We start from the raw sequence: 17,631 nt of genomic DNA on the forward strand, positions 1-17,631 counted from the left end.
GACTATCGTCGGCCCGTGCTGCTCGCCTTCGACACCGCGTCCCCCCAGGTCACCGCGGCGCTGCTCGACGACGAGGGCGGCGTGCTCGCCGAGCTGGTCTCCGCCGAGACGATGCGCCACGGCGAGCAGCTCGCCCCCCTGGTCGAGCAGGTGCTCGCCGACGCCGGGGCGACCCGCTTCGACGTGACCGCCCTCGCCGTCGGGGTGGGCCCCGGTCCCTACACCGGCCTGCGGGTCGGGCTCGTCACCGCCCGGACCCTCGGGTTCGTGCTCGACGTGCCGGTCTACGGCGTCTGCAGCCTCGACGCGCTCGCCGTGGAGGCCGTCGACACGGGCGCGGTCGACGGGGCCTTCGTGGTCGCGACCGACGCGCGGCGCAAGGAGGTCTACCTGGCGTCGTACGACGCCGACGGCAGCCGGGTCGAGGGCCCGGCCGTCGACCGGCCGGCGTCGGTGGCCACCGGCGCGCCGGTGGTGGGGGAGGGCGCGGTGCTCTACCCCGAGGCGTTCCCTCGGAGTGTGGGGCCGGTGCGCCCGAGCGCCGGCTGGCTGGGCCGCGCGGTCGTGGAGGAGCGGGTCGAGCTGCTCGACCCCGAGCCGCTCTACCTGCGGCGTCCCGACGCCGAGGTGCCCGGCACCCCCAAACCGGTCTCGTGACCCTCGCGATCCGGCCCGCCACCCCCGCCGACGCCGACGTGCTGGCCGACCTCGAGGCCGACAACCTGGGCCCCGACGCCTGGCCGCCGGGGCTCGTCGCCTCCGGGGTCAGCGGTGGGCTGCCGACCATCTCCTGGTTCGCCGCCGAGTCGGGTGGTGCCGTCGTCGGCTATGCCGTCGCCAGCGTGGTCGCCGACATCGCCGAGCTGCAGCGCATCGCGGTCACGCCGCCTCACCGGCGTACCGGTGTGGCCGGCGCGCTGCTCGACGCCGTGACGGCCGCCGCCCGAGCCGGCGGCGCCGACCGCCTCCTCCTCGAGGTGCGGGAGGACAACGACGGCGCCCTGGCGTTCTACGCCGACCGCGGGTTCGCCGAGATCGACCGACGCCGCCGCTACTACCGCGACGGCGCGACGGCGGTCGTGATGCGGCTCGACGTCACGGGCTGAACCCGTAGACGTCGTCGGCGTCCGAGCCGGGCACCGGGCCGGCGACCACCTCCTGGCTGCCGTCGGCGCCGAGACGGACGATCTGCCACGTCTGCTCCTCGTAGAGGTGCACGATGACGAGCAGGTGCTCGTCGTCCTGCCAGGTCTGGCCGACGACCGCGCCACCGTCGGGCTCGTAGCGCGCCAGCTCGCGGCCCCGGTCGTCGACGATGGCCGCCCACGCGTTGCCGAACCCGTCGAGGTAGGGGTGCGACGTCCCGGCCAGCCGCCCGTCGGGGGAGACGTCGAGGAAGGAGTAGTCGCAGCTCTCGACGAGCAGGCGCTGGGCCTCCAGGTCGTAGAGACCGCCGCACGACTCCTGGTCGGCGGGGATCGAGGTGAGGACGGCCGCGACCCCCGCGTCGTTGACGTCGTTCACGCCGAGCAACCCGTCGGGCAGGACGGTCGTCGAGCCGTCGGCGTCCACCACCCGCAGCCCGTCGTCGACCGACTGGTCGTCGAGCCAGACCCGGCAGTCGCTGCCCGGCTCGCAGGTCGGACCGCCGGTGACGGCGACGACGGAGGCGTTCGGGCTCAGCCCCGAGGCCAGCACCGACTCACCGCCGTCCCACATCGCGACCACGTCGCCGTCGGGGTCGACGTAGACCGCCACGTCCTGGTCGCCGTCGGAGATGGGCAGCGCCCGGACCTTGAACGAGTCGGTGACCGCCCCGTCGGGGTCGATGACGTCCACGACGTACTCCAGCGCCTGCTCGTCGTTCCTGCCTGCCAGCACGCGGTCGGCGACGGCGGTGGCGACCTGGTAGTCCCGCGGCAGCGGCACCGCGGTGCCGTCGGCCCGGTGGTACGTGCGCCTCTCCAGGTAGCCGACGCCGAGCGCGCCCGGGTCGGTCGGCGGCGCCGGCGTGGCCGAGTCGGTAGCGGTCGCGCTGCCGGTCGTCGACGGACCCACGAAGTCGCGCTCCGCGGCTCGGCCGTCGCCGAGCCCGTTGGCGGCGGCGACCGCCACCGGGACGATGACAGCGGCGGCGGCGAGCACGCCGCCCGCCACGACCGCCCGACGCTTGCGCTTGATCCGCACAGCCCTGCCCCTCACCTGGTCGATGGTCAGCGGCGCCTCGTGCAGGTCGCGGACGCGGCGGTCGAACTCGCTGCTCATCTCGCTCTCCCAGGGGTCGCTGCTGCGGTTGCTCTCGTCGAACACGTCGTCGTTCATCGGGTCTCCTCCGGTCGTCCGGGGTGCAGGTGGGCCGGCACGCGCTCGCGCAGGGCGGCGACCGCGCGGCTGCACTGCGACTTCACCGTCCCGACCGAGATCCCGAGGACGTCGGCCGTCTCGGCCTCGCTCAACTGCTCGTAGTAGCGCAGGACGACGACCGCCCGGGCCTTCGGCGGCAGCGACTGCACGACCTCCCACAGGGCGCTGTTCCCGCCGTCGTCGTAGCGGTCGACGTACGCCGTCTCCGGCACCACGTCGCTGGCGTGCTCGCGCTTCTTCCACGGCCGCCGCCACAGCGAGTTGTTCTCGTTGACCATGATCCGCCGCACGTAGGCGTCGACCGAGTTGCGGTCGTGGACCTTGTCCCACGCGAGGTAGAGCTTGGCCAGCGACGTCTGCAGCACGTCCTCCGCGGTGTGCCGGTCGCCGGTCAGCAGGTACGCCGTGCGCAGCAGGCTCGGCTGTCGCGCCTGCAGGTACTCGGTGAACTCGGCGTCCCGGCGGGCGTCGTTCGTCATGGCGTCAGTCTCGGGTCTGTCCCGACTACCCAGCAGCATCATTTCGGGCCTCCTGCGGTCACGCCACCAAGACGCACCTGCGGCTGAGAAGGTTGCAAGGACGCCGCGGTGGTCGAGTCGAGACCCGGTGGGGGACTCACGGTGGTCGAGCCGGGCGAGCGCCAGCGAGTCCGAGTCGAGACCCGGTGAGGTGTTCGGGGGCGGTGGGTGCCGACCGTGCGGGCGTGTCGACTCGCCGAGACTTCGTCCCCGCGGCTCGACCACCGTCGCAGCCCGGTTGACCCGTGCTGTTGCATGGGACCTGCCACCCCCAGCCGTCCCCAGGAGTTCGCATGCAGCAGGTCCAGGCCGTCGTCGCCAAGGCGAAGGGCGCCCCCGTCGAGCTCGTCACCATCAACGTCCCCGACCCCGGACCGGGCGAGGCCGTGGTGCAGGTGCAGGCGTGCGGGGTGTGCCACACCGACCTGCACTACCGCGAGGGCGGGATCAACGACGAGTTCCCCTTCCTGCTGGGCCACGAGGCCGCGGGGGTGGTGGAGGCCGTCGGGCCCGACGTGACCGGCGTGGCGCCGGGGGACTTCGTGGTCCTCAACTGGCGTGCGGTGTGCGGCGAGTGCCGGGCGTGCCAGCGCGGTGAGCTGCAGTACTGCTTCAACACCCACAACGCCACCCAGAAGATGACGCTCGCCGACGGGCCGGACGCCGGCACCGAGCTGAGCCCCGCGCTCGGCATCGGCGCCTTCGCCGAGAAGACGCTGGTCGCGGCGGGCCAGTGCACCAAGGTCGACCCGGCGGCCCGGCCGGCGGCGGCCGGGCTGCTCGGCTGCGGCGTGATGGCCGGCATCGGCGCGGCGATCAACACCGGGGCGATCACCCGGGGCCGCAGCATCGCGGTGATCGGCTGCGGCGGTGTCGGCGTGGCCGCGGTCGCGGGTGCCGCGCTGGCCGGGGCGAGCCCGATCATCGCCGTCGACATCGACCCCAAGAAGCTCGAGGCCGCCACCAGGCTCGGTGCCACCCACACGATCGACTCCTCCCAGGTCGACCCCGTCGAGGAGATCAAGCGCATCTGCGCCGAGACCTACGCCGGGGCCGAGGGTGCCGACGTCGTCGTGGAGGCCGTCGGCCGCCCCGAGACGTGGAAGCAGGCGTTCTACGCCCGCGACCTGGCGGGCACCGTCGTCCTGGTGGGCGTGCCCACGCCCGAGATGACGCTCCCCGACATACCGCTGATCGACGTGTTCGGCCGCGGCGGTGCCCTCAAGTCGAGCTGGTACGGCGACTGCCTGCCGTCGCGCGACTTCCCGGTGCTCGTCGACCTCTACCTGCAGGGCCGCCTCGACCTCGACGCGTTCGTCACCGAGGAGATCGGGATCAACGACATCGAGGCCGCCTTCGACAAGATGCACGACGGCGGCGTCCTGCGCTCGGTCGTGATCCTCTGATGGGCACGCTGCGGATCGACCACGCGGTGGTCTCGGGCACGTTCAGCCTCGACGGCGAGACGCACGACGTCGACAACAACATCTGGGTCATCGGTGACGACGACGAGTGCCTCGTCATCGACGCACCCCACGACGTCGACGCCATCCTCGACGTCGTCGCGGGCCGACAGGTGAAGGCGATCGTCCTCACGCACGCCCACGACGACCACAGTCGGGTCGCGCCCGCGCTGCGCGAGAAGGTGACCGCACCGATCCTGCTGCACCCCGACGACAAGCCGGTCTGGGAGCTCACCCACCCCGACCACCTCTGGGACGTCGACCTCTCCGACGAGCAGAGCCTCAAGATCGCCGGGGCCTCGGTCAAGGTGCTCCACACGCCGGGCCACGCGCCCGGCGCGGTCTGCCTCTACGTGCACGACCTCGGCGCCGTGTTCACCGGCGACACGCTCTTCAACGGCGGCCCGGGCGCCACCGGACGCAGCTTCAGCGACCGACCCACGATCGAGGCCTCGATCCGGGCCAAGCTCTTCGCGCTGCCCGACGACACGGTCGTGCACACCGGCCACGGCGACGACACGACCATCGCGGCCGAGCGGGAGGGGCTCGACGGCGGGGCGTAGACGTCCGTCCACGGTCCGCCTCCCGTTTGTCGGTGGTCGCTGCGGGTAGGTCCACCTCGCCGATCGACCGAGAGGACCGGTCCCCATGGGGAAGAACGACCGACGGTGGCTGGCACCACGAGAGCATCGGACGCTCCGCACGAGGACACGTCGCGACCACGGCCGGGTTCTCGTCGTCGTCGGCGTGATCCTCGCTGCCGGGAGCGGCTGCTCCGCCGAGCCGGAGCCGTCGCCGACCGCCAGCGCGCCCGGCGTCGGTGCGGCGCCCTTCGAGCCGGGGGAGTGCGACCGGATGGGTCTGGGCGGGACCGGCCCCGACCTGGACGCCCGGCTCGAGTCGTCGTCGACGCCGGCCGAGGTGGTCCGGACCACCGGCGGCGGTCGTCTGCTGTCGTGCTCGTTCGGGTGGCGCGACCCCGCCGGGCAGCTGAGGCAGGCCGAGCTCGCGCTCGCCGTCGAGCGGTTCGACGAGCTGGACGACCTCGACCGCCGGTGGGACTCAGCGCGACAGACACCGGTCGAGCTCGTCGACATCGTGGGAGCCCCCGACCCGATCGCGCTGACCACGCGTCCGCCCGCCGGCCGCTGGGACGATGCGGTCGCGGGTGCCTCGGCCCGGACGGTGACCGGCGCCGGCCCCGCGGGCGACCGCGAGCTCGTGCAGGTGCTGCTCCGGGCCCGGGTCCGCCGGGGCGACGCGCTGATCGACGCCTCGCTGACCTACCAGGTCCCCACCGCGGCGACCACCCGCGAGGATGCGCTCGAGCAGGTGCAGACCGTGGTGGACGACCTGCTCGAGCAGGTGCCGAGCGACTGACCCGTCCGGACGTGGGGCACGGGGCGTGACGTCTCAGAAGGGCTCGACCAGCAGGCAGGTGCCGCGGCCGTCGACGCGGGTCAGCACGATCGTGGCCTCGGCGTCGCCGGCGAGCGCGAGGCGCTTGCGCAGCTGCTCGGGGACGACGTCGACGCCGCGCTTCTTGATCGTCAGCCGGCCGACGCCCCGCTCGCGCAGCGCGGCCTTGAGCTGCTTCTCGCGGTAGGGCAGCTCCTCGACGACCTGGTAGCCGCGGGCGAACGGCGTGGAGAACGACGCGTCGGAGGTGACGTAGGCGATGTGCTCGTCGACGAGGCCGCCGTCGACGCCCGCGGCGACGGCGGTGACCAGCCCGGCCCGGATCACGGCGCCGTCCGGCTCGTAGAGGTAGGCACCCACCTCGCGGACGCCGACGGCCGCGGCGCCGGGGTCGTCCTCGTCGGTCAGCGTCGCCAGCCCGCCGTCGCCGATGACCGTCGCGCGCCGGGCCGTGGTGGCCAGCCGGCCCGACCACAGCGCGGCCTCCTTGACGTCGCCGTGGTCACTGACCCACTCGGCCTCGACACCGTCGGGCACGAGCGAGTGCGGGATGCCCGGGGCGACCTTGACGCAGGCGTCGCGCGCCAGCAGCGTCTCGACGAACGCCCAGGGCGGCGTCCAGTCGTCGACGTGGAACGTGCGGCCCGCGCCCGTGCGCCGCGCCGGGTCGGCGTAGGCGACGTCGAACGGCGTGGTGTCGACCCGGGTCGCGTCGGCGACGCTGACCGCACCCGCGAGCCCGAGGGCGGCCAGGTTGGCCTCGGCGATCGCGACCCGCACCGGGTCGAGGTCGAACCCGACGCAGGTGATGCCGGCCTCGGCCACGGCGACCAGGTCGCCGCCGATCCCGCAGCCCAGGTCGACGTGGGTCCGGGTGTCGAACGCCGTCAGCCGCCCGACGCGGTGGCGGGCGACCGCGAGCCGGGTGGCCTGCTCGAGCCCGTCGGGGGTGAAGTACATCCGGGCCGCGCTGGGTCCGAGCTTGGCGGCCGCCCGCTGTCGCAGCTCCACCTGGGTCAGGGCCGCGGCGACGTGCTCGGGGGAGGCGGTGCGGCGCAGCACGTCCTGGACGTGCAGCGCGTCGCCCTCGACCGCGGCGGCCCGGGCGAGCAGACCCTGGCCCGCGTCGGTCAGCAGCCAGCGGAACGCGTCGAGGTCCATCCCGGGATCCTCGCAGCCCCGGACCCCTCCTGGCACTCGCCGACCGGGAGTGCTAGTTTCGAGGCTGGCACTCTCGAGGTGAGGGTGCCAGCACCTCGCGACGTACGACCCCCGCGACGGCGTACCCGCGATCCCCAAACGTCAGCACGAGCCACCAACGAAAGTGGAGGTTGATCCGAAGTGTCGGTCAACATCAAGCCTCTCGAGGACCGCATCGTCGTCAAGGCCCTGGAGGCCGAGCAGACCACCGCCTCCGGTCTGGTCATCCCGGACACCGCGAAGGAGAAGCCCCAGGAGGGCGAGGTCCTCGCGCTGGGCCCGGGCCGCGTCGACGACAACGGCAACCGCGTCCCGCTCGACGTCAAGGTCGGCGACAAGGTCATCTACAGCAAGTACGGCGGCACCGAGGTCAAGTACGCCGGCGAGGAGTACCTCATCCTCTCCGCCCGCGACGTCCTCGCCGTCGTCTCCTGATCTGCCGGGTCGTCCGCCCCCGCGTGAGCCCCGGCTCACCCGGGGGCGGGCGACCCGAACTCGTTCCACCCACCTGTCCTAGGAGCTAGATACCAGATGCCCAAGATCCTGGAGTTCGACGAGAACGCCCGCCGCGCACTCGAGCGCGGTGTCGACGCCCTCGCCAACGCCGTCAAGGTCACGCTCGGTCCCAAGGGCCGCTACGTCGTCCTCGACAAGAAGTGGGGCGCGCCGACCATCACCAACGACGGCGTGACCGTCGCTCGCGAGATCGAGCTCGACGACCCCTTCGAGAACCTCGGTGCCCAGCTGACCAAGGAGGTGGCCACCAAGACCAACGACGTCGCCGGTGACGGCACCACCACCGCCACCGTGCTCGCCCAGGCGATGGTCCACGAGGGCATCCGCGCCGTCGCGGCCGGCGTCAACCCGATGGGCCTCAAGCGCGGCATGGACGCCGCCGCCCAGGCCGTCAGCGACGCCCTGCTCGAGGCCGCCCGCGAGGTCGAGACCCGCGAGGACATGGCCTCGGTCGCCACCATCTCCAGCCGCGACAGCCACATCGGCGACCTGCTCGCCGACGCCTTCGACAAGGTCGGCAAGGACGGCGTGATCACGGTCGAGGAGTCCAACACCATGGGCACCGAGCTCGAGTTCACCGAGGGCATGCAGTTCGACAAGGGCTACATCAGCCAGTACTTCGTCAGCGACCCGGAGCGCATGGAGGCCGTCCTCGACGACCCCTACATCCTGCTGCACCAGGGCAAGATCTCGGCCGTGGCCGACATCCTGCCGCTGCTGGAGAAGGTCATCCAGGCCGGCAAGCCGCTGTTCATCCTCGCCGAGGACGTCGACGGCGAGGCGCTGTCGACCCTGGTCGTCAACAAGATCCGCGGCACCTTCAACGCCGTCGCCGTCAAGGCCCCGGCCTTCGGCGACCGCCGCAAGGCGATGATGCAGGACATCGCGACCCTCACCGGCGCGCAGGTCATCGCCCCCGAGGTCGGCCTCAAGCTCGACCAGGTCGGTCTCGACGTGCTCGGCACCGCCCGTCGCGTGGTGGTCACCAAGGACGAGACCACCATCGTCGACGGCGCCGGCGACAGCGCCGAGGTCGAGGCCCGGGTCAGCCAGATCAAGGCCGAGATCGACTCCACCGACTCCGACTGGGACCGCGAGAAGCTCCAGGAGCGCCTCGCCAAGCTCGCCGGCGGTGTCTGCGTGATCAAGGTCGGCGCCGCCACCGAGGTGGAGCTGAAGGAGAAGAAGCACCGCATCGAGGACGCCGTGTCCGCGACGCGTGCGGCCATCGAGGAGGGCATCGTCCCCGGCGGTGGCTCCGCGCTGATCCACGCCGTCTCCGTGCTCGACGACGACCTCGGCCTCACCGGCGACGAGGCCGTCGGCGTCCGCGTGGTCCGCAAGGCCGCCGACGAGCCGCTGCGCTGGATCGCCGAGAACGGCGGCGTCAACGGCTACGTCGTGACCACCAAGGTCCGCGAGCTCGGCGTCGGCAACGGCTACAACGCCGCCACCGGCGAGTACGGCGACCTGGTCGCCCAGGGCGTCCTCGACCCGGTCAAGGTCACCCGATCCGCGCTGGTCAACGCCACCTCGATCGCGGCCATGCTGCTGACGACCGAGACGCTGATCGTGGAGAAGCCCGAGGAGGAGGACGAGGCCGCCGCCGGCGGTCACGGCCACGGTCACGGCCACTGAGCCGACCGCTCACCTCTCCACGGCGGCCCGGTGCTTCGGCACCGGGCCGCTGTCGTGCGTCCGGGGGGTCGTCCACAGGCGCGGGCGGGGGTCGTTTGTCCTCGACGGGCGGAGGCATCCCGTGGTGACCCGACCACGAGGAGGACCCCGTGAACGCCAAGCCGGAGACCTACGGCGCCACCACCCCCGAGCCCACCCGCACCATGTGGGCCGACACGACCCAGCTCTACGAGACCGCCCACACCTGGCAGTGGACCGTCTCCGACGACCTCTACGCCGCCGCGAGCCAGGCCGGCGTCGGGCTCGGCAAGGGGTCGCTGTGCGGACTGGCGATGAGTGCGGTCTGGAGCTGCCACGACGCGTTCGTGCAGCACGCCGTCGACCAGCTGATGGTCGGCTCGGCCACCGCGGCCGAGATGGGTGACCGGTTGCGGCGCACCGCCGACGACTGGGTGCGCACCGACGAGGGTGCTGCCGAGGCCACCGACCGGCTGCGGAGCCGGCTGTGAGCGACGTCGACCTCCCGCCCGAGCTGGCCGGCGCGCTGGGCGGCCAGGCGGGGCTGCTGCTGTTCACGACGCCGGACGAGTGGCTCGACCAGGTCCACGAGGCCACGGCCGCGCTGGCCACCGCGCTGGAGAACGCGGCCGCCGCGGCGTCCCGCGAGATCGAGGACCTCGACGACTCCCGGTTGGCGGTGCTCGGCGGCGTGGTCAGCCTGCCCCTCGGCGGGTTGATCGCGTTCCAGTCCGACCAGGTCAAGGACGGGCTCCGCGACAAGCTCGCCGACGCGGTCGCCGCGCTCACGGGCAAGCTCTCCGAGCTGGCCACCGAGCTCGAGCGCGTCACCAGCACGCTGCTCGGCGACCCCGCCGGGTTGGTCGACCTCGCCGAGGCCTACCTGGCGGCGAAGCAGACGCTCGACGGGGCGACCCACCTCGGCCGCCGCGAGGGCGGCCAGCTCGACCTCCACTGGGACGGCCGGGGCCAGCGCGCCTTCGCCCTCGTGGCCGAGGAGCAGCTGATGGCGATGACGGACTTCTCGATCCGGCTCCGGGCCGCGGCGGTGCTCCTCAGCGAGGCGGCCGAGGCCATCAAGCTGACGTGGAGCGCGATCATGGAGGCGCTGGTGGCCCTGCACGCCCGGCTCGTCGAGGAGCTCGCCTCCGCCTTCGACGCCGGCAACATCGCGACGCTGGAGATCGGCCCGGCCATCGGCCTGGTCAGCGTCGCCATCGACCACCTCAACGCGTGCACCGCCCCCGTGCGGGAGATGAACTCCAGCGCCGAGACCGCCGACCGGACCCAGTGGCTGACGCTCGGCTCGTCACCGGCCCTCGAGGGCGGCACCGACTGGCCCCGTCTCCAGGCCCAGCACGTGCGGCTCTACGCCCCGGCCGGGGCGTGGGAGCTGTGAGCGGGTTCCGCCGGGCCCTGGTCGCAGCCGTCCTGGCCGCGCTGGTCGGCGTCGCGCCCGCCGCCTGCACCGACCGCGCCGGCCGCACCGACGACGGCCCACGCGACCGCCGCGGCCTGGCCGACGTCGCTGTCGGCGAGGTCGAGGTCGACCTCGCGGCGGGCGCCATGGTCACCGGGACGGCGGTCGAGGAGCTGGCGGGTGACGACGGGGGCGTGGTGCGGCTGCCGACGCCGGCGGGGCGGGTGACGGTGGCGGTGAGCGGCCCGGGCCGGCACCTGCACGACGACTTCAGCGACGACGGGCCGCCTGCGGTGCCCGACGACCGCGAGGTGCGCACCATCGCCTGGCTGGCCGAGGGGGGCGCGCTCTTCCAGGTCACCGGCCGGCGCGGGCCCTGGTCGCTGTCGCTGCTGGCCGACGGTCGGCGGATCCCGCTCCGGGAGGGGGAGTCGGCCTCGGTGCCCATCAGCTCGGGCGGGCTGGCCCACGCCGTCGTGGTCCCGCGCGGTGCCCGGCTGGCGGTCGCCCTCGTCTTCGAGGGACGCGAGCGCGTGCTGCCGATCGGCTGAGCCCGCACTGGCACGATGGCGCGGTGAGGGGAGCGGTGGCCGACAAGCGTGCGCTCCTGCTGCTCCCGGTGGTGCTGGCGCTGCTGTCGTCGATCGGGCCGTTCACCATCGACACCCCGTTCCCGGCGTTCGAGGACATGAGCCGCGAGCTCGCCGTCGACGGCGACCAGATGCAGCTCGTCGTGAGTGCCTACCTGCTGGCGTTCGGCCTGATGAGTCCCTTCCACGGGCCCATCTCCGACGCCGTCGGGCGGCGACCGGTGATGGTGGCCGGCGTCTGCCTGTTCGCCGTGGCCTCGGTCGGCTGCGCGCTCGCGCCGACGTTCGAGCTGTTGCTGGTGTGCCGGGTCCTGCAGGGCCTCAGCGCCGGCGGCGGCGTGATCGTCAGCCGCACCGTCATCCGCGACCTGTACGACGGCGACCAGGCGCAGCGGCTGATGAGCAGGGTGATGATGATCTTCGGGATCGCGCCCGCGGTGGCACCGATCGTCGGCGGTCTCCTGCTCCAGGTCGGCCCGTGGCCGCTGATCTTCTGGTTCCTGGCCGTGCTCGGCCTGCTGCTGGCCGTCGTCGTCGTGGTGCTGCTGCCCGAGACCCACCCCGTCGAGCGGCGGATCCCGTTCTCGGCCCGGTCGCTGGTCGCCAGCATGACGGCGGTGGGACGCCACGGGCGCTTCCACCTGGTGGCCTGGGGTGCGGCGCTCGGCTTCGCCGGGCAGTTCCTCTACATCGGGGCCGCCCCGATCTTCATCGTCGACCTGCTCGGGCTCGGCGAGCTCGACTTCTGGGTCTTCTTCGTGCCGATGATCGTCGGCCTCACCGCCGGTGCCTGGGTGAGCGGTCGCGCCGCCGGGCGGGTGCGCCGCGGCGTGCTGATCACCGTGGGGATGGCGTTCGCCGTCGTCGGCGCGGCGGTCAACGTGGCGCTGGCCGCGGTCCCCGCGACCGCGGCCGAGCTGCCCTGGGCGGTCGTCGGGCCCGCGCTGATCGCGGTGGGCACCGGGACGGCGTACCCCTCGCAGCAGCTGATCCTGCTCGACATGTTCCCGGCCGCGCGGGGTTCGGCGGTCTCGATGTTCACCTTCTTCACCCTCGTGCTCAACGCCGCGGTGGCCGGCGTCGCGGCACCCCTGGTCACCGGGAGCGTGCTGACCATGGCCATCGCCTCGCTGGCGCTGGTGGTGTGCGGGCTGGGGTCGTGGGCGGTGCACCTCGCGCTCGGCCACCGCGACCGCGCCGCGGTGACGGTGCCCGAGACGCTCACCCCGACCGACTCGCTCTGAGCAGGCCGCCCGACCTGGACCAACCGTGCCCGCGCGACCGTGCTTCGTGCCAGGGTGGACCCGTCAGCCGGCCCTGGGAGGAGCGATGGACGACGCCGCTGCGGCGCGACCACGGGTGCTCGTCGCGCTCCTCGCCGTCCTGCTCGTGGTGGTCCTGCTGTTCGCCGCGGTCCTCTACGACGACCGGCGCGACGCCGCCGGCATCGAGCCCCAGCGACCGGCCGACATCGGCAACGTCGGGTGGACCGACGACCTCGCGGGGCGCGCGGTCCAGGCGGCGCGGGCCGCCGCCCGCACCTACTTCACCCTCGACCACCGGCGCGTCCAGACCGACATGGCGGCCATGCGGGCCCTCGGCACCCCCGCCTACGTCGATGAGTACGACGCCGACGCCAAGGCCCTGGCCCGGCGGATCGTCACCGGACGGCTGAGGCTCTCTGCCGAGCTGCCCCGCGACGGCGCCGCGACCGAGTACCTCGTCACCGACCGGGCCCGGGTGCTGGTCTCGGTCGAGGTGACCACGCAGCGCGGTGACGCGCGACGCACCACCAGCTACCGCACCCGCGTCGCCCTCGACCTGGTCGAGGGCGACTGGCTCGTCTCCGCGCTCGAGGAGGTGGCCTGAGGTGTCCGTGCTGCACGACCGGGTGGTCCTCGTCCTGCTGGCGCTCGTGCTGGCCGGGTCGGGGCTCTGCGTGGTCATGGCGCTCACCCGCGCCGACGCGCGGGGTGCCGCCGACCCGCCGGCCGCGGTCGGACCCGACGGGCCGGCGTACGTCGCGGCCGACCTCGTCGGCCCCGGCGGCGACGCCCTCGCCGCCGCGGTCGACGCCATGCCGCTGGCGTTCGGCTACGACCACCGCAGGCTGCGCGCCGACCTGGACGCCGCGACGGCCACCATGACCCGTTCCTACGCCGCCGAGTTCACCCGCGCGTTCGACCGCCGGGTGCGTCCGTTCGCCGCCCGGCGCGCGGCGGTCGCCGAGGGCGTGGTGCGCGGCGCGGGACTGGTCCGCACCCGCGACGACACGACCGCGCTCTGCCTGGTCTACGTCGACCAGCTGCTGGTCCGGGCCCGCGACCTGCGCCGCCGCGACGCCCCGCAGGTGCTGGGCGCCAACCGGCTGCTCGTGTCGCTGGTGCTCCGCGGCGGGGAGTGGCGGGTCGACGGCATCGACGCCGTGCCCGGCTAGCTCCGGCGGCTGGTCAGCAGGTCGTCGGGCACCGTTACACCGCGGACTTGCGACCGAAACCCGACGGGGGCAGCCTCGGTCCCATGCTGTGGAGAGTGCGCGCGACGTTGCCCGACCGGCCCGGTGCGCTGGCGGCGCTCGCGCGCGAGTGCGGTGCCGCGGGGGTCAACATCTCGGGGTTCCAGGCGTTCCCCGACCACGAGCAGGTCACCGACGAGCTCGTGGTCCGGACGCCGGACGGCTGGGGGGCCGACGACCTCGCGGCCCTGGTGGAGCGCGCCGGCGGCAGCCAGGTCGTGGCGTCGCGCTGCACCGAGGAGGCGCTGGTCGACCAGCCGACCCGCTACGTCGAGGCGGCCCGCGCCGTGCTGGCGCAGCCGGCGTCGTTCCCCGACGTGGTCGCGCACCTCTTCGACGCCGACGTCCACCCCGGCGACGAGCAGCAGGACGTGCTGGAGATGAGCGTCGGCGACGTCGCGGTCCAGGTCCGCCGGGTCGCCCCGTTCACGCCGGTCGAGCGCGCCCGCGGCGTCGCGATGGCCGACCTGGTCAGTGACGTGCTCGGCCGCGAGCGACCGGCCTTCGCCCCCTCGGCCGCACGGCGGATGGGCAGCGGCGCGAGCCCGGCGTACGTCGTCGACGGCGGGCGGGTGACCGCCCTCGCCGACGGCGTCGCGATCGGCCACGCCCTGGTCGCGGCGTCGGACGACCCGACCGTCCACACGATCGAGATCGAGGTCGACGCCGCCTGGCAGCGCCGCGGCGTCGGCACCCGGCTGCTCGGCGACGCCGCCCGGGTGGCGCGCGGGCTCGGCGCCGACGAGGTGGTGCTCACCACCGCCCACGACAACCGTGCGGTGCTGCCGATGGTGCTGGCGGCCGGGATGCGCGGGCGGATCCGGATGGCGGGGGAGACCCTCACCGTGCGCATCTCGGTCACCGAGCTCAAGCCGCACCGCTCCGACGCGGCGTCCTGAGGGTCCTCGGCGGTCACCGCCGGCCGGCCTGCACCCAGGGGTGGCGGCCGTCCTCCGGCGCCGGTGCTGTGTCGGGGCTCACGCCCTAGACTGGGGTGGTGGAGGTCCCCGAGAAGTTCGCCGCCCTTGGTCTCACCTACGACGACGTCCTGCTGCTGCCGGGTCACTCCGACCTGGCTCCCGACGAGATCGACCTCACGACGCGGTTGACCCGCGAGATCGAGATCAAGGTCCCGATCATCAGCGCGGCGATGGACACGGTCACCGAGTCGCGGATGGCGATCGCCATGGCCCGCCAGGGCGGGCTCGGCGTGCTCCACCGCAACCTCTCGATCGAGGACCAGGCCTACCAGGTCGACCTGGTCAAGCGCACCCAGACCGGGATCATCTCCAACCCGGTCACCATCGGTCCCGACGCGACGCTGGAGGACCTCGACCGGATCTGCGGCGAGTACCGCGTCTCCGGTCTCCCGGTCGTCGACACCGACATGCGGCTGCTCGGCATCTGCACCAACCGCGACCTCCGGTTCACCCCCGTCGCGGAGTGGGCCACGACCAAGGTCGACGAGGTGATGACGCCGATGCCGCTGGTCACCGGACCGGTCGGCATCTCCCGCGACGACGCGACGTTGCTGCTGCGCAGGCACAAGCGCGAGCGGCTGCCGCTGGTCGACGAGCAGGGCCGGCTCGGCGGGCTGATCACGGTCAAGGACTTCGTCAAGGGCGAGCAGTTCCCGCTCGCCTCCAACGACGGGCAGGGCCGGCTGATGGTCGGCGCCGCGATCGGCTACTTCGGCGACGCCTGGCTCCGTGCCACCACCCTGGTCGAGGCCGGCGCCGACGTCCTGGTCGCCGACACCGCCCACGGCAACGTGCGGATGCTGCTCGAGATGGTCCAGCGGCTCAAGTCCGACCCGGCGACGCGTCACGTGCAGGTGATCGGCGGCAACGTCGGCACCCGCGAGGGCGCCCAGGCCTTCGTCGACGCCGGGGCCGACGCCGTCAAGGTCGGTGTCGGGCCGGGGTCGATCTGCACGACCCGGGTCGTCACCGGCGTCGGCGTACCCCAGATCACCGCCGTCTACGAGGCCTCCCTGGCCTGCAAGCCGGCCGGCGTCCCCGTGATCGCCGACGGTGGCCTGAAGCACTCCGGCGAGATCGCCAAGGCGCTCGTCGCCGGCGCCGACTCGGTGATGGTCGGCTCGCTCCTGGCCGGCTGCGAGGAGTCACCCGGCGAGCTGGTCTTCGTCAACGGCAAGCAGTTCAAGGCCTACCGCGGCATGGGGTCCCTGGGCGCCATGTCGAGCCGCGGCAAGAAGTCCTACTCCAAGGACCGCTACTTCCAGGCCGAGGTGCTCAGCGACGACAAGATCGTCCCGGAGGGCATCGAGGGCCAGGTGGCCTACCGCGGCCCGCTCGCCGCCGTCGCCCACCAGCTCATCGGCGGGCTCAACCAGTCGATGTTCTACGTCGGCGCCCGCACCGTCCCCGAGCTGCAGGAGCAGGGCCGCTTCGTGCGGATCACCTCCGCCTCGCTCAAGGAGAGCCACCCCCACGACGTCCAGATGACCGTCGAGTCGCCCAACTACACCGGCGCCTGAGGCACTGCCCCGGGTGCCGACGATCTGACCGGACCCGCGGGTTCTGCCAGAATCCACGCCATGACCGAGATCCAGATCGGCCAGGCCAAGCGCGCCAGGCGGGCCTACTCCTTCGACGACATCGCGATCGTGCCGTCCCGGCGCACCCGCGACCCCGAGGAGGTCAGCATCGACTGGCAGATCGATGCCTACCGCTTCGCCCTCCCGGTGCTGGCCGCACCGATGGACTCGGTGATGTCACCGGCCACCGCGATCGCGCTGGGCCGCCACGGCGGCCTCGGGGTGCTCAACCTCGAGGGTCTGTGGACCCGCTACGACGACCCGAGCGAGCTGCTCGCCGAGGTGGCCGGGCTCGAGGGCGTCGACGCGACCGCCCGGTTGCAGGAGATCTACACCGAGCCGGTCAGGCCCGACCTGATCACCGAGCGCCTGCGCCAGGTGCGTGACGCCGGCGTCACCGTCGCCGGGTCGCTGTCGCCGCAGCGCACGAAGGAGTTCGCCAAGGTCGTCGTCGACGCCGGCGTCGACATGTTCGTGATCCGCGGGACGACGGTCAGCGCCGAGCACGTCTCGAGCGTGGCCGAACCGCTCAACCTCAAGGAGTTCATCTACGAGCTGGACGTGCCGGTCATCGTCGGCGGCTGCGCGACGCACCAGGCGGCCCTGCACCTGATGCGCACCGGTGCGGCCGGCGTCCTGGTCGGGTTCGGCGGGGGCGCGGCCCACACCACCCGCACCGTCCTCGGGGTCGCGGTGCCGATGGCCAGCGCCGTGGCCGACGTCGCCGCCGCCCGCCGCGACTACCTCGACGAGTCGGGTGGCCGCTACGTCCACGTCATCGCCGACGGCTCGATCGGCAAGTCCGGCGACCTCGCCAAGGCCGTGGCCTGCGGCGCCGACGCGGTGATGGTCGGCTCGCCGTTCGCCCGCGCCACCGACGCGCCGGGCCACGGCTTCCACTGGGGCGCCGAGGCCACCCACGAGGCCCTCCCGCGTGGTCAGCGGGTGCGGCTCGACCAGGTCGGCACGCTGGAGGAGATCCTGTTCGGCCCGTCCCGGGTCGCCGACGGCACCATGAACCTCATCGGCGCGCTGCGTCGCTCGATGGCCACCACCGGTTACAGCGACCTCAAGGAGTTCCAGCGGGTCGAGGTCGTCCTCGGCTGACCCGGTCGCCTCGCCGGGTCTCGACTCGGCCACCGTGGGCCACTGACGGTGGTCGAGCCGCGGGGACGGAGTCTCTGCGAGTCGAGACCCCCGCAGGGCGGTCACCTCGCCGGGTCTCGACTCGGGCTCGCTGGCGCTCGCCCGGCTCGACCAGCGTGGGTGACCGGTCGAGCCGCGGGGACGAAGTCTCCGCGAGTCGAGACCCCTATAAGGTGCCCACCTCGCCGGGTCTCGACTCGGGCTCGCTGGCGCTCGCCCGGCTCGACCACCGTGGGTGACCGAACGCTGGTCGAGGAGGCCGGC

19 protein-coding genes are annotated in these 17,631 nt (G+C 73.3%); 16 read left to right on the forward strand and 3 right to left on the reverse strand.

What is annotated here, in order from left to right; translation table 11 throughout:
* Positions 1 to 15 precede the first annotated feature (15 nt).
* Both tsaB and rimI read left to right on the forward strand, forming a co-directional pair.
* On the forward strand, positions 16 to 657 hold the full coding sequence (tsaB, locus tag AC4MBH_RS12500; RefSeq protein WP_491795205.1) for a tRNA (adenosine(37)-N6)-threonylcarbamoyltransferase complex dimerization subunit type 1 TsaB: 642 nt from the start codon (positions 16 to 18) through the stop codon (positions 655 to 657).
* Positions 654 to 1,106 carry a ribosomal protein S18-alanine N-acetyltransferase gene (gene rimI, locus AC4MBH_RS12505; protein WP_491795206.1) on the forward strand — a complete coding sequence of 151 codons (453 nt, stop codon included), beginning with the start codon at positions 654 to 656 and terminating at the stop codon, positions 1,104 to 1,106. Before tsaB ends, rimI begins: the two co-directional genes overlap by 4 nt.
* Here rimI and AC4MBH_RS12510 read toward each other — a convergent pair.
* On the reverse strand, positions 1,096 to 2,322 hold the full coding sequence (locus AC4MBH_RS12510) for a hypothetical protein (RefSeq protein WP_491795207.1): 1,227 nt from the start codon (positions 2,320 to 2,322) through the stop codon (positions 1,096 to 1,098). The genes rimI and AC4MBH_RS12510 overlap by 11 nt on opposite strands.
* Positions 2,319 to 2,843: a SigE family RNA polymerase sigma factor gene (locus AC4MBH_RS12515; RefSeq protein ID WP_491795208.1), complete on the reverse strand. Its 525-nt coding sequence runs from the start codon at positions 2,841 to 2,843 to the stop codon at positions 2,319 to 2,321. Before AC4MBH_RS12515 ends, AC4MBH_RS12510 begins: the two co-directional genes overlap by 4 nt.
* Positions 2,844 to 3,175: 332 nt before the next feature.
* Between AC4MBH_RS12515 and AC4MBH_RS12520 the strand changes: the two genes are divergently transcribed.
* The 3 genes from AC4MBH_RS12520 (at position 3,176) to AC4MBH_RS12530 (ending at position 5,725) form a co-directional block, all read left to right on the forward strand.
* Positions 3,176 to 4,288, forward strand: a complete 1,113-nt coding sequence (locus tag AC4MBH_RS12520) for an S-(hydroxymethyl)mycothiol dehydrogenase (protein WP_491795209.1) — start codon at positions 3,176 to 3,178, stop codon at positions 4,286 to 4,288.
* On the forward strand, positions 4,288 to 4,908 hold the full coding sequence (locus tag AC4MBH_RS12525; protein ID WP_491795210.1) for an MBL fold metallo-hydrolase: 621 nt from the start codon (positions 4,288 to 4,290) through the stop codon (positions 4,906 to 4,908). The genes AC4MBH_RS12520 and AC4MBH_RS12525 overlap by 1 nt, the downstream gene beginning before the upstream one ends.
* 184 nt (positions 4,909 to 5,092) lie before the next feature.
* Positions 5,093 to 5,725 carry a hypothetical protein gene (locus tag AC4MBH_RS12530; RefSeq protein WP_491795211.1) on the forward strand — a complete coding sequence of 211 codons (633 nt, stop codon included), beginning with the start codon at positions 5,093 to 5,095 and terminating at the stop codon, positions 5,723 to 5,725.
* Between the two features lie 33 nt (positions 5,726 to 5,758).
* Here AC4MBH_RS12530 and AC4MBH_RS12535 read toward each other — a convergent pair whose 3' ends face one another.
* Positions 5,759 to 6,925 (reverse strand): THUMP-like domain-containing protein, encoded by a 1,167-nt coding sequence (locus AC4MBH_RS12535; protein ID WP_491795212.1) that lies wholly within the window; start codon positions 6,923 to 6,925, stop codon positions 5,759 to 5,761.
* 180 nt (positions 6,926 to 7,105) lie between these two features.
* Between AC4MBH_RS12535 and groES the strand changes: the two genes are divergently transcribed.
* The 11 genes from groES to AC4MBH_RS12590 all read left to right on the forward strand — a co-directional run bounded on the left by groES (position 7,106) and on the right by AC4MBH_RS12590 (position 17,328).
* A complete protein-coding gene (groES, locus tag AC4MBH_RS12540; RefSeq protein WP_491795213.1) occupies positions 7,106 to 7,399 on the forward strand; it encodes a co-chaperone GroES in 294 nt (97 codons plus the stop codon).
* Between the two features lie 96 nt (positions 7,400 to 7,495).
* Positions 7,496 to 9,118, forward strand: coding sequence for a chaperonin GroEL (groL, locus tag AC4MBH_RS12545; protein WP_491795214.1), 1,623 nt, complete (start codon positions 7,496 to 7,498; stop codon positions 9,116 to 9,118).
* A gap of 149 nt (positions 9,119 to 9,267) precedes the next feature.
* On the forward strand, positions 9,268 to 9,627 hold the full coding sequence (locus AC4MBH_RS12550; RefSeq protein WP_491795215.1) for a hypothetical protein: 360 nt from the start codon (positions 9,268 to 9,270) through the stop codon (positions 9,625 to 9,627).
* Positions 9,624 to 10,535 carry a hypothetical protein gene (locus AC4MBH_RS12555; protein ID WP_491795216.1) on the forward strand — a complete coding sequence of 304 codons (912 nt, stop codon included), beginning with the start codon at positions 9,624 to 9,626 and terminating at the stop codon, positions 10,533 to 10,535. Before AC4MBH_RS12550 ends, AC4MBH_RS12555 begins: the two co-directional genes overlap by 4 nt.
* On the forward strand, positions 10,532 to 11,107 hold the full coding sequence (locus tag AC4MBH_RS12560) for a hypothetical protein (protein ID WP_491795217.1): 576 nt from the start codon (positions 10,532 to 10,534) through the stop codon (positions 11,105 to 11,107). Before AC4MBH_RS12555 ends, AC4MBH_RS12560 begins: the two co-directional genes overlap by 4 nt.
* Positions 11,108 to 11,130: 23 nt before the next feature.
* Entirely contained in the window at positions 11,131 to 12,390 is a 1,260-nt protein-coding gene (locus tag AC4MBH_RS12565) for a multidrug effflux MFS transporter (protein ID WP_491795218.1), read from the forward strand.
* Positions 12,391 to 12,475: 85 nt separating this feature from the next.
* Entirely contained in the window at positions 12,476 to 13,015 is a 540-nt protein-coding gene (locus AC4MBH_RS12570; RefSeq protein WP_491795219.1) for a hypothetical protein, read from the forward strand.
* Between the two features lies 1 nt (position 13,016).
* Positions 13,017 to 13,583 (forward strand): hypothetical protein, encoded by a 567-nt coding sequence (locus tag AC4MBH_RS12575; protein WP_491795220.1) that lies wholly within the window; start codon positions 13,017 to 13,019, stop codon positions 13,581 to 13,583.
* Positions 13,584 to 13,666: 83 nt separating this feature from the next.
* The gene (locus AC4MBH_RS12580; protein WP_491795221.1) at positions 13,667 to 14,560 is read left to right on the forward strand and encodes a GNAT family N-acetyltransferase; all 894 of its coding nucleotides are present in this window, start codon (positions 13,667 to 13,669) and stop codon (positions 14,558 to 14,560) included.
* Positions 14,561 to 14,658: 98 nt separating this feature from the next.
* Positions 14,659 to 16,161 (forward strand): IMP dehydrogenase, encoded by a 1,503-nt coding sequence (guaB, locus tag AC4MBH_RS12585; protein ID WP_491795222.1) that lies wholly within the window; start codon positions 14,659 to 14,661, stop codon positions 16,159 to 16,161.
* 60 nt (positions 16,162 to 16,221) lie between these two features.
* Entirely contained in the window at positions 16,222 to 17,328 is a 1,107-nt protein-coding gene (locus tag AC4MBH_RS12590) for a GuaB3 family IMP dehydrogenase-related protein (RefSeq protein WP_491795224.1), read from the forward strand.
* Positions 17,329 to 17,631 lie beyond the last annotated feature (303 nt).

This window comes from Nocardioides sp. WJ219, assembly GCF_058559815.1.

Bases quoted from the DNA above. Each gene is read 5' to 3' on its own strand.
- AC4MBH_RS12580 (WP_491795221.1), top strand. From the start codon at position 13,667: ATGCTGTGGAGAGTGCGCGCGACGTTGCCCGACCGGCCCGGTGCGCTG.
- AC4MBH_RS12515 (WP_491795208.1), bottom strand. From the start codon at position 2,843: ATGACGAACGACGCCCGCCGGGACGCCGAGTTCACCGAGTACCTGCAG.
- AC4MBH_RS12520 (WP_491795209.1), top strand. From the start codon at position 3,176: ATGCAGCAGGTCCAGGCCGTCGTCGCCAAGGCGAAGGGCGCCCCCGTC.
- AC4MBH_RS12535 (WP_491795212.1), bottom strand. From the start codon at position 6,925: ATGGACCTCGACGCGTTCCGCTGGCTGCTGACCGACGCGGGCCAGGGT.
- AC4MBH_RS12570 (WP_491795219.1), top strand. From the start codon at position 12,476: ATGGACGACGCCGCTGCGGCGCGACCACGGGTGCTCGTCGCGCTCCTC.
- AC4MBH_RS12525 (WP_491795210.1), top strand. From the start codon at position 4,288: ATGGGCACGCTGCGGATCGACCACGCGGTGGTCTCGGGCACGTTCAGC.
- AC4MBH_RS12510 (WP_491795207.1), bottom strand. From the start codon at position 2,322: ATGAACGACGACGTGTTCGACGAGAGCAACCGCAGCAGCGACCCCTGG.
- AC4MBH_RS12590 (WP_491795224.1), top strand. From the start codon at position 16,222: ATGACCGAGATCCAGATCGGCCAGGCCAAGCGCGCCAGGCGGGCCTAC.
- groL (WP_491795214.1), top strand. From the start codon at position 7,496: ATGCCCAAGATCCTGGAGTTCGACGAGAACGCCCGCCGCGCACTCGAG.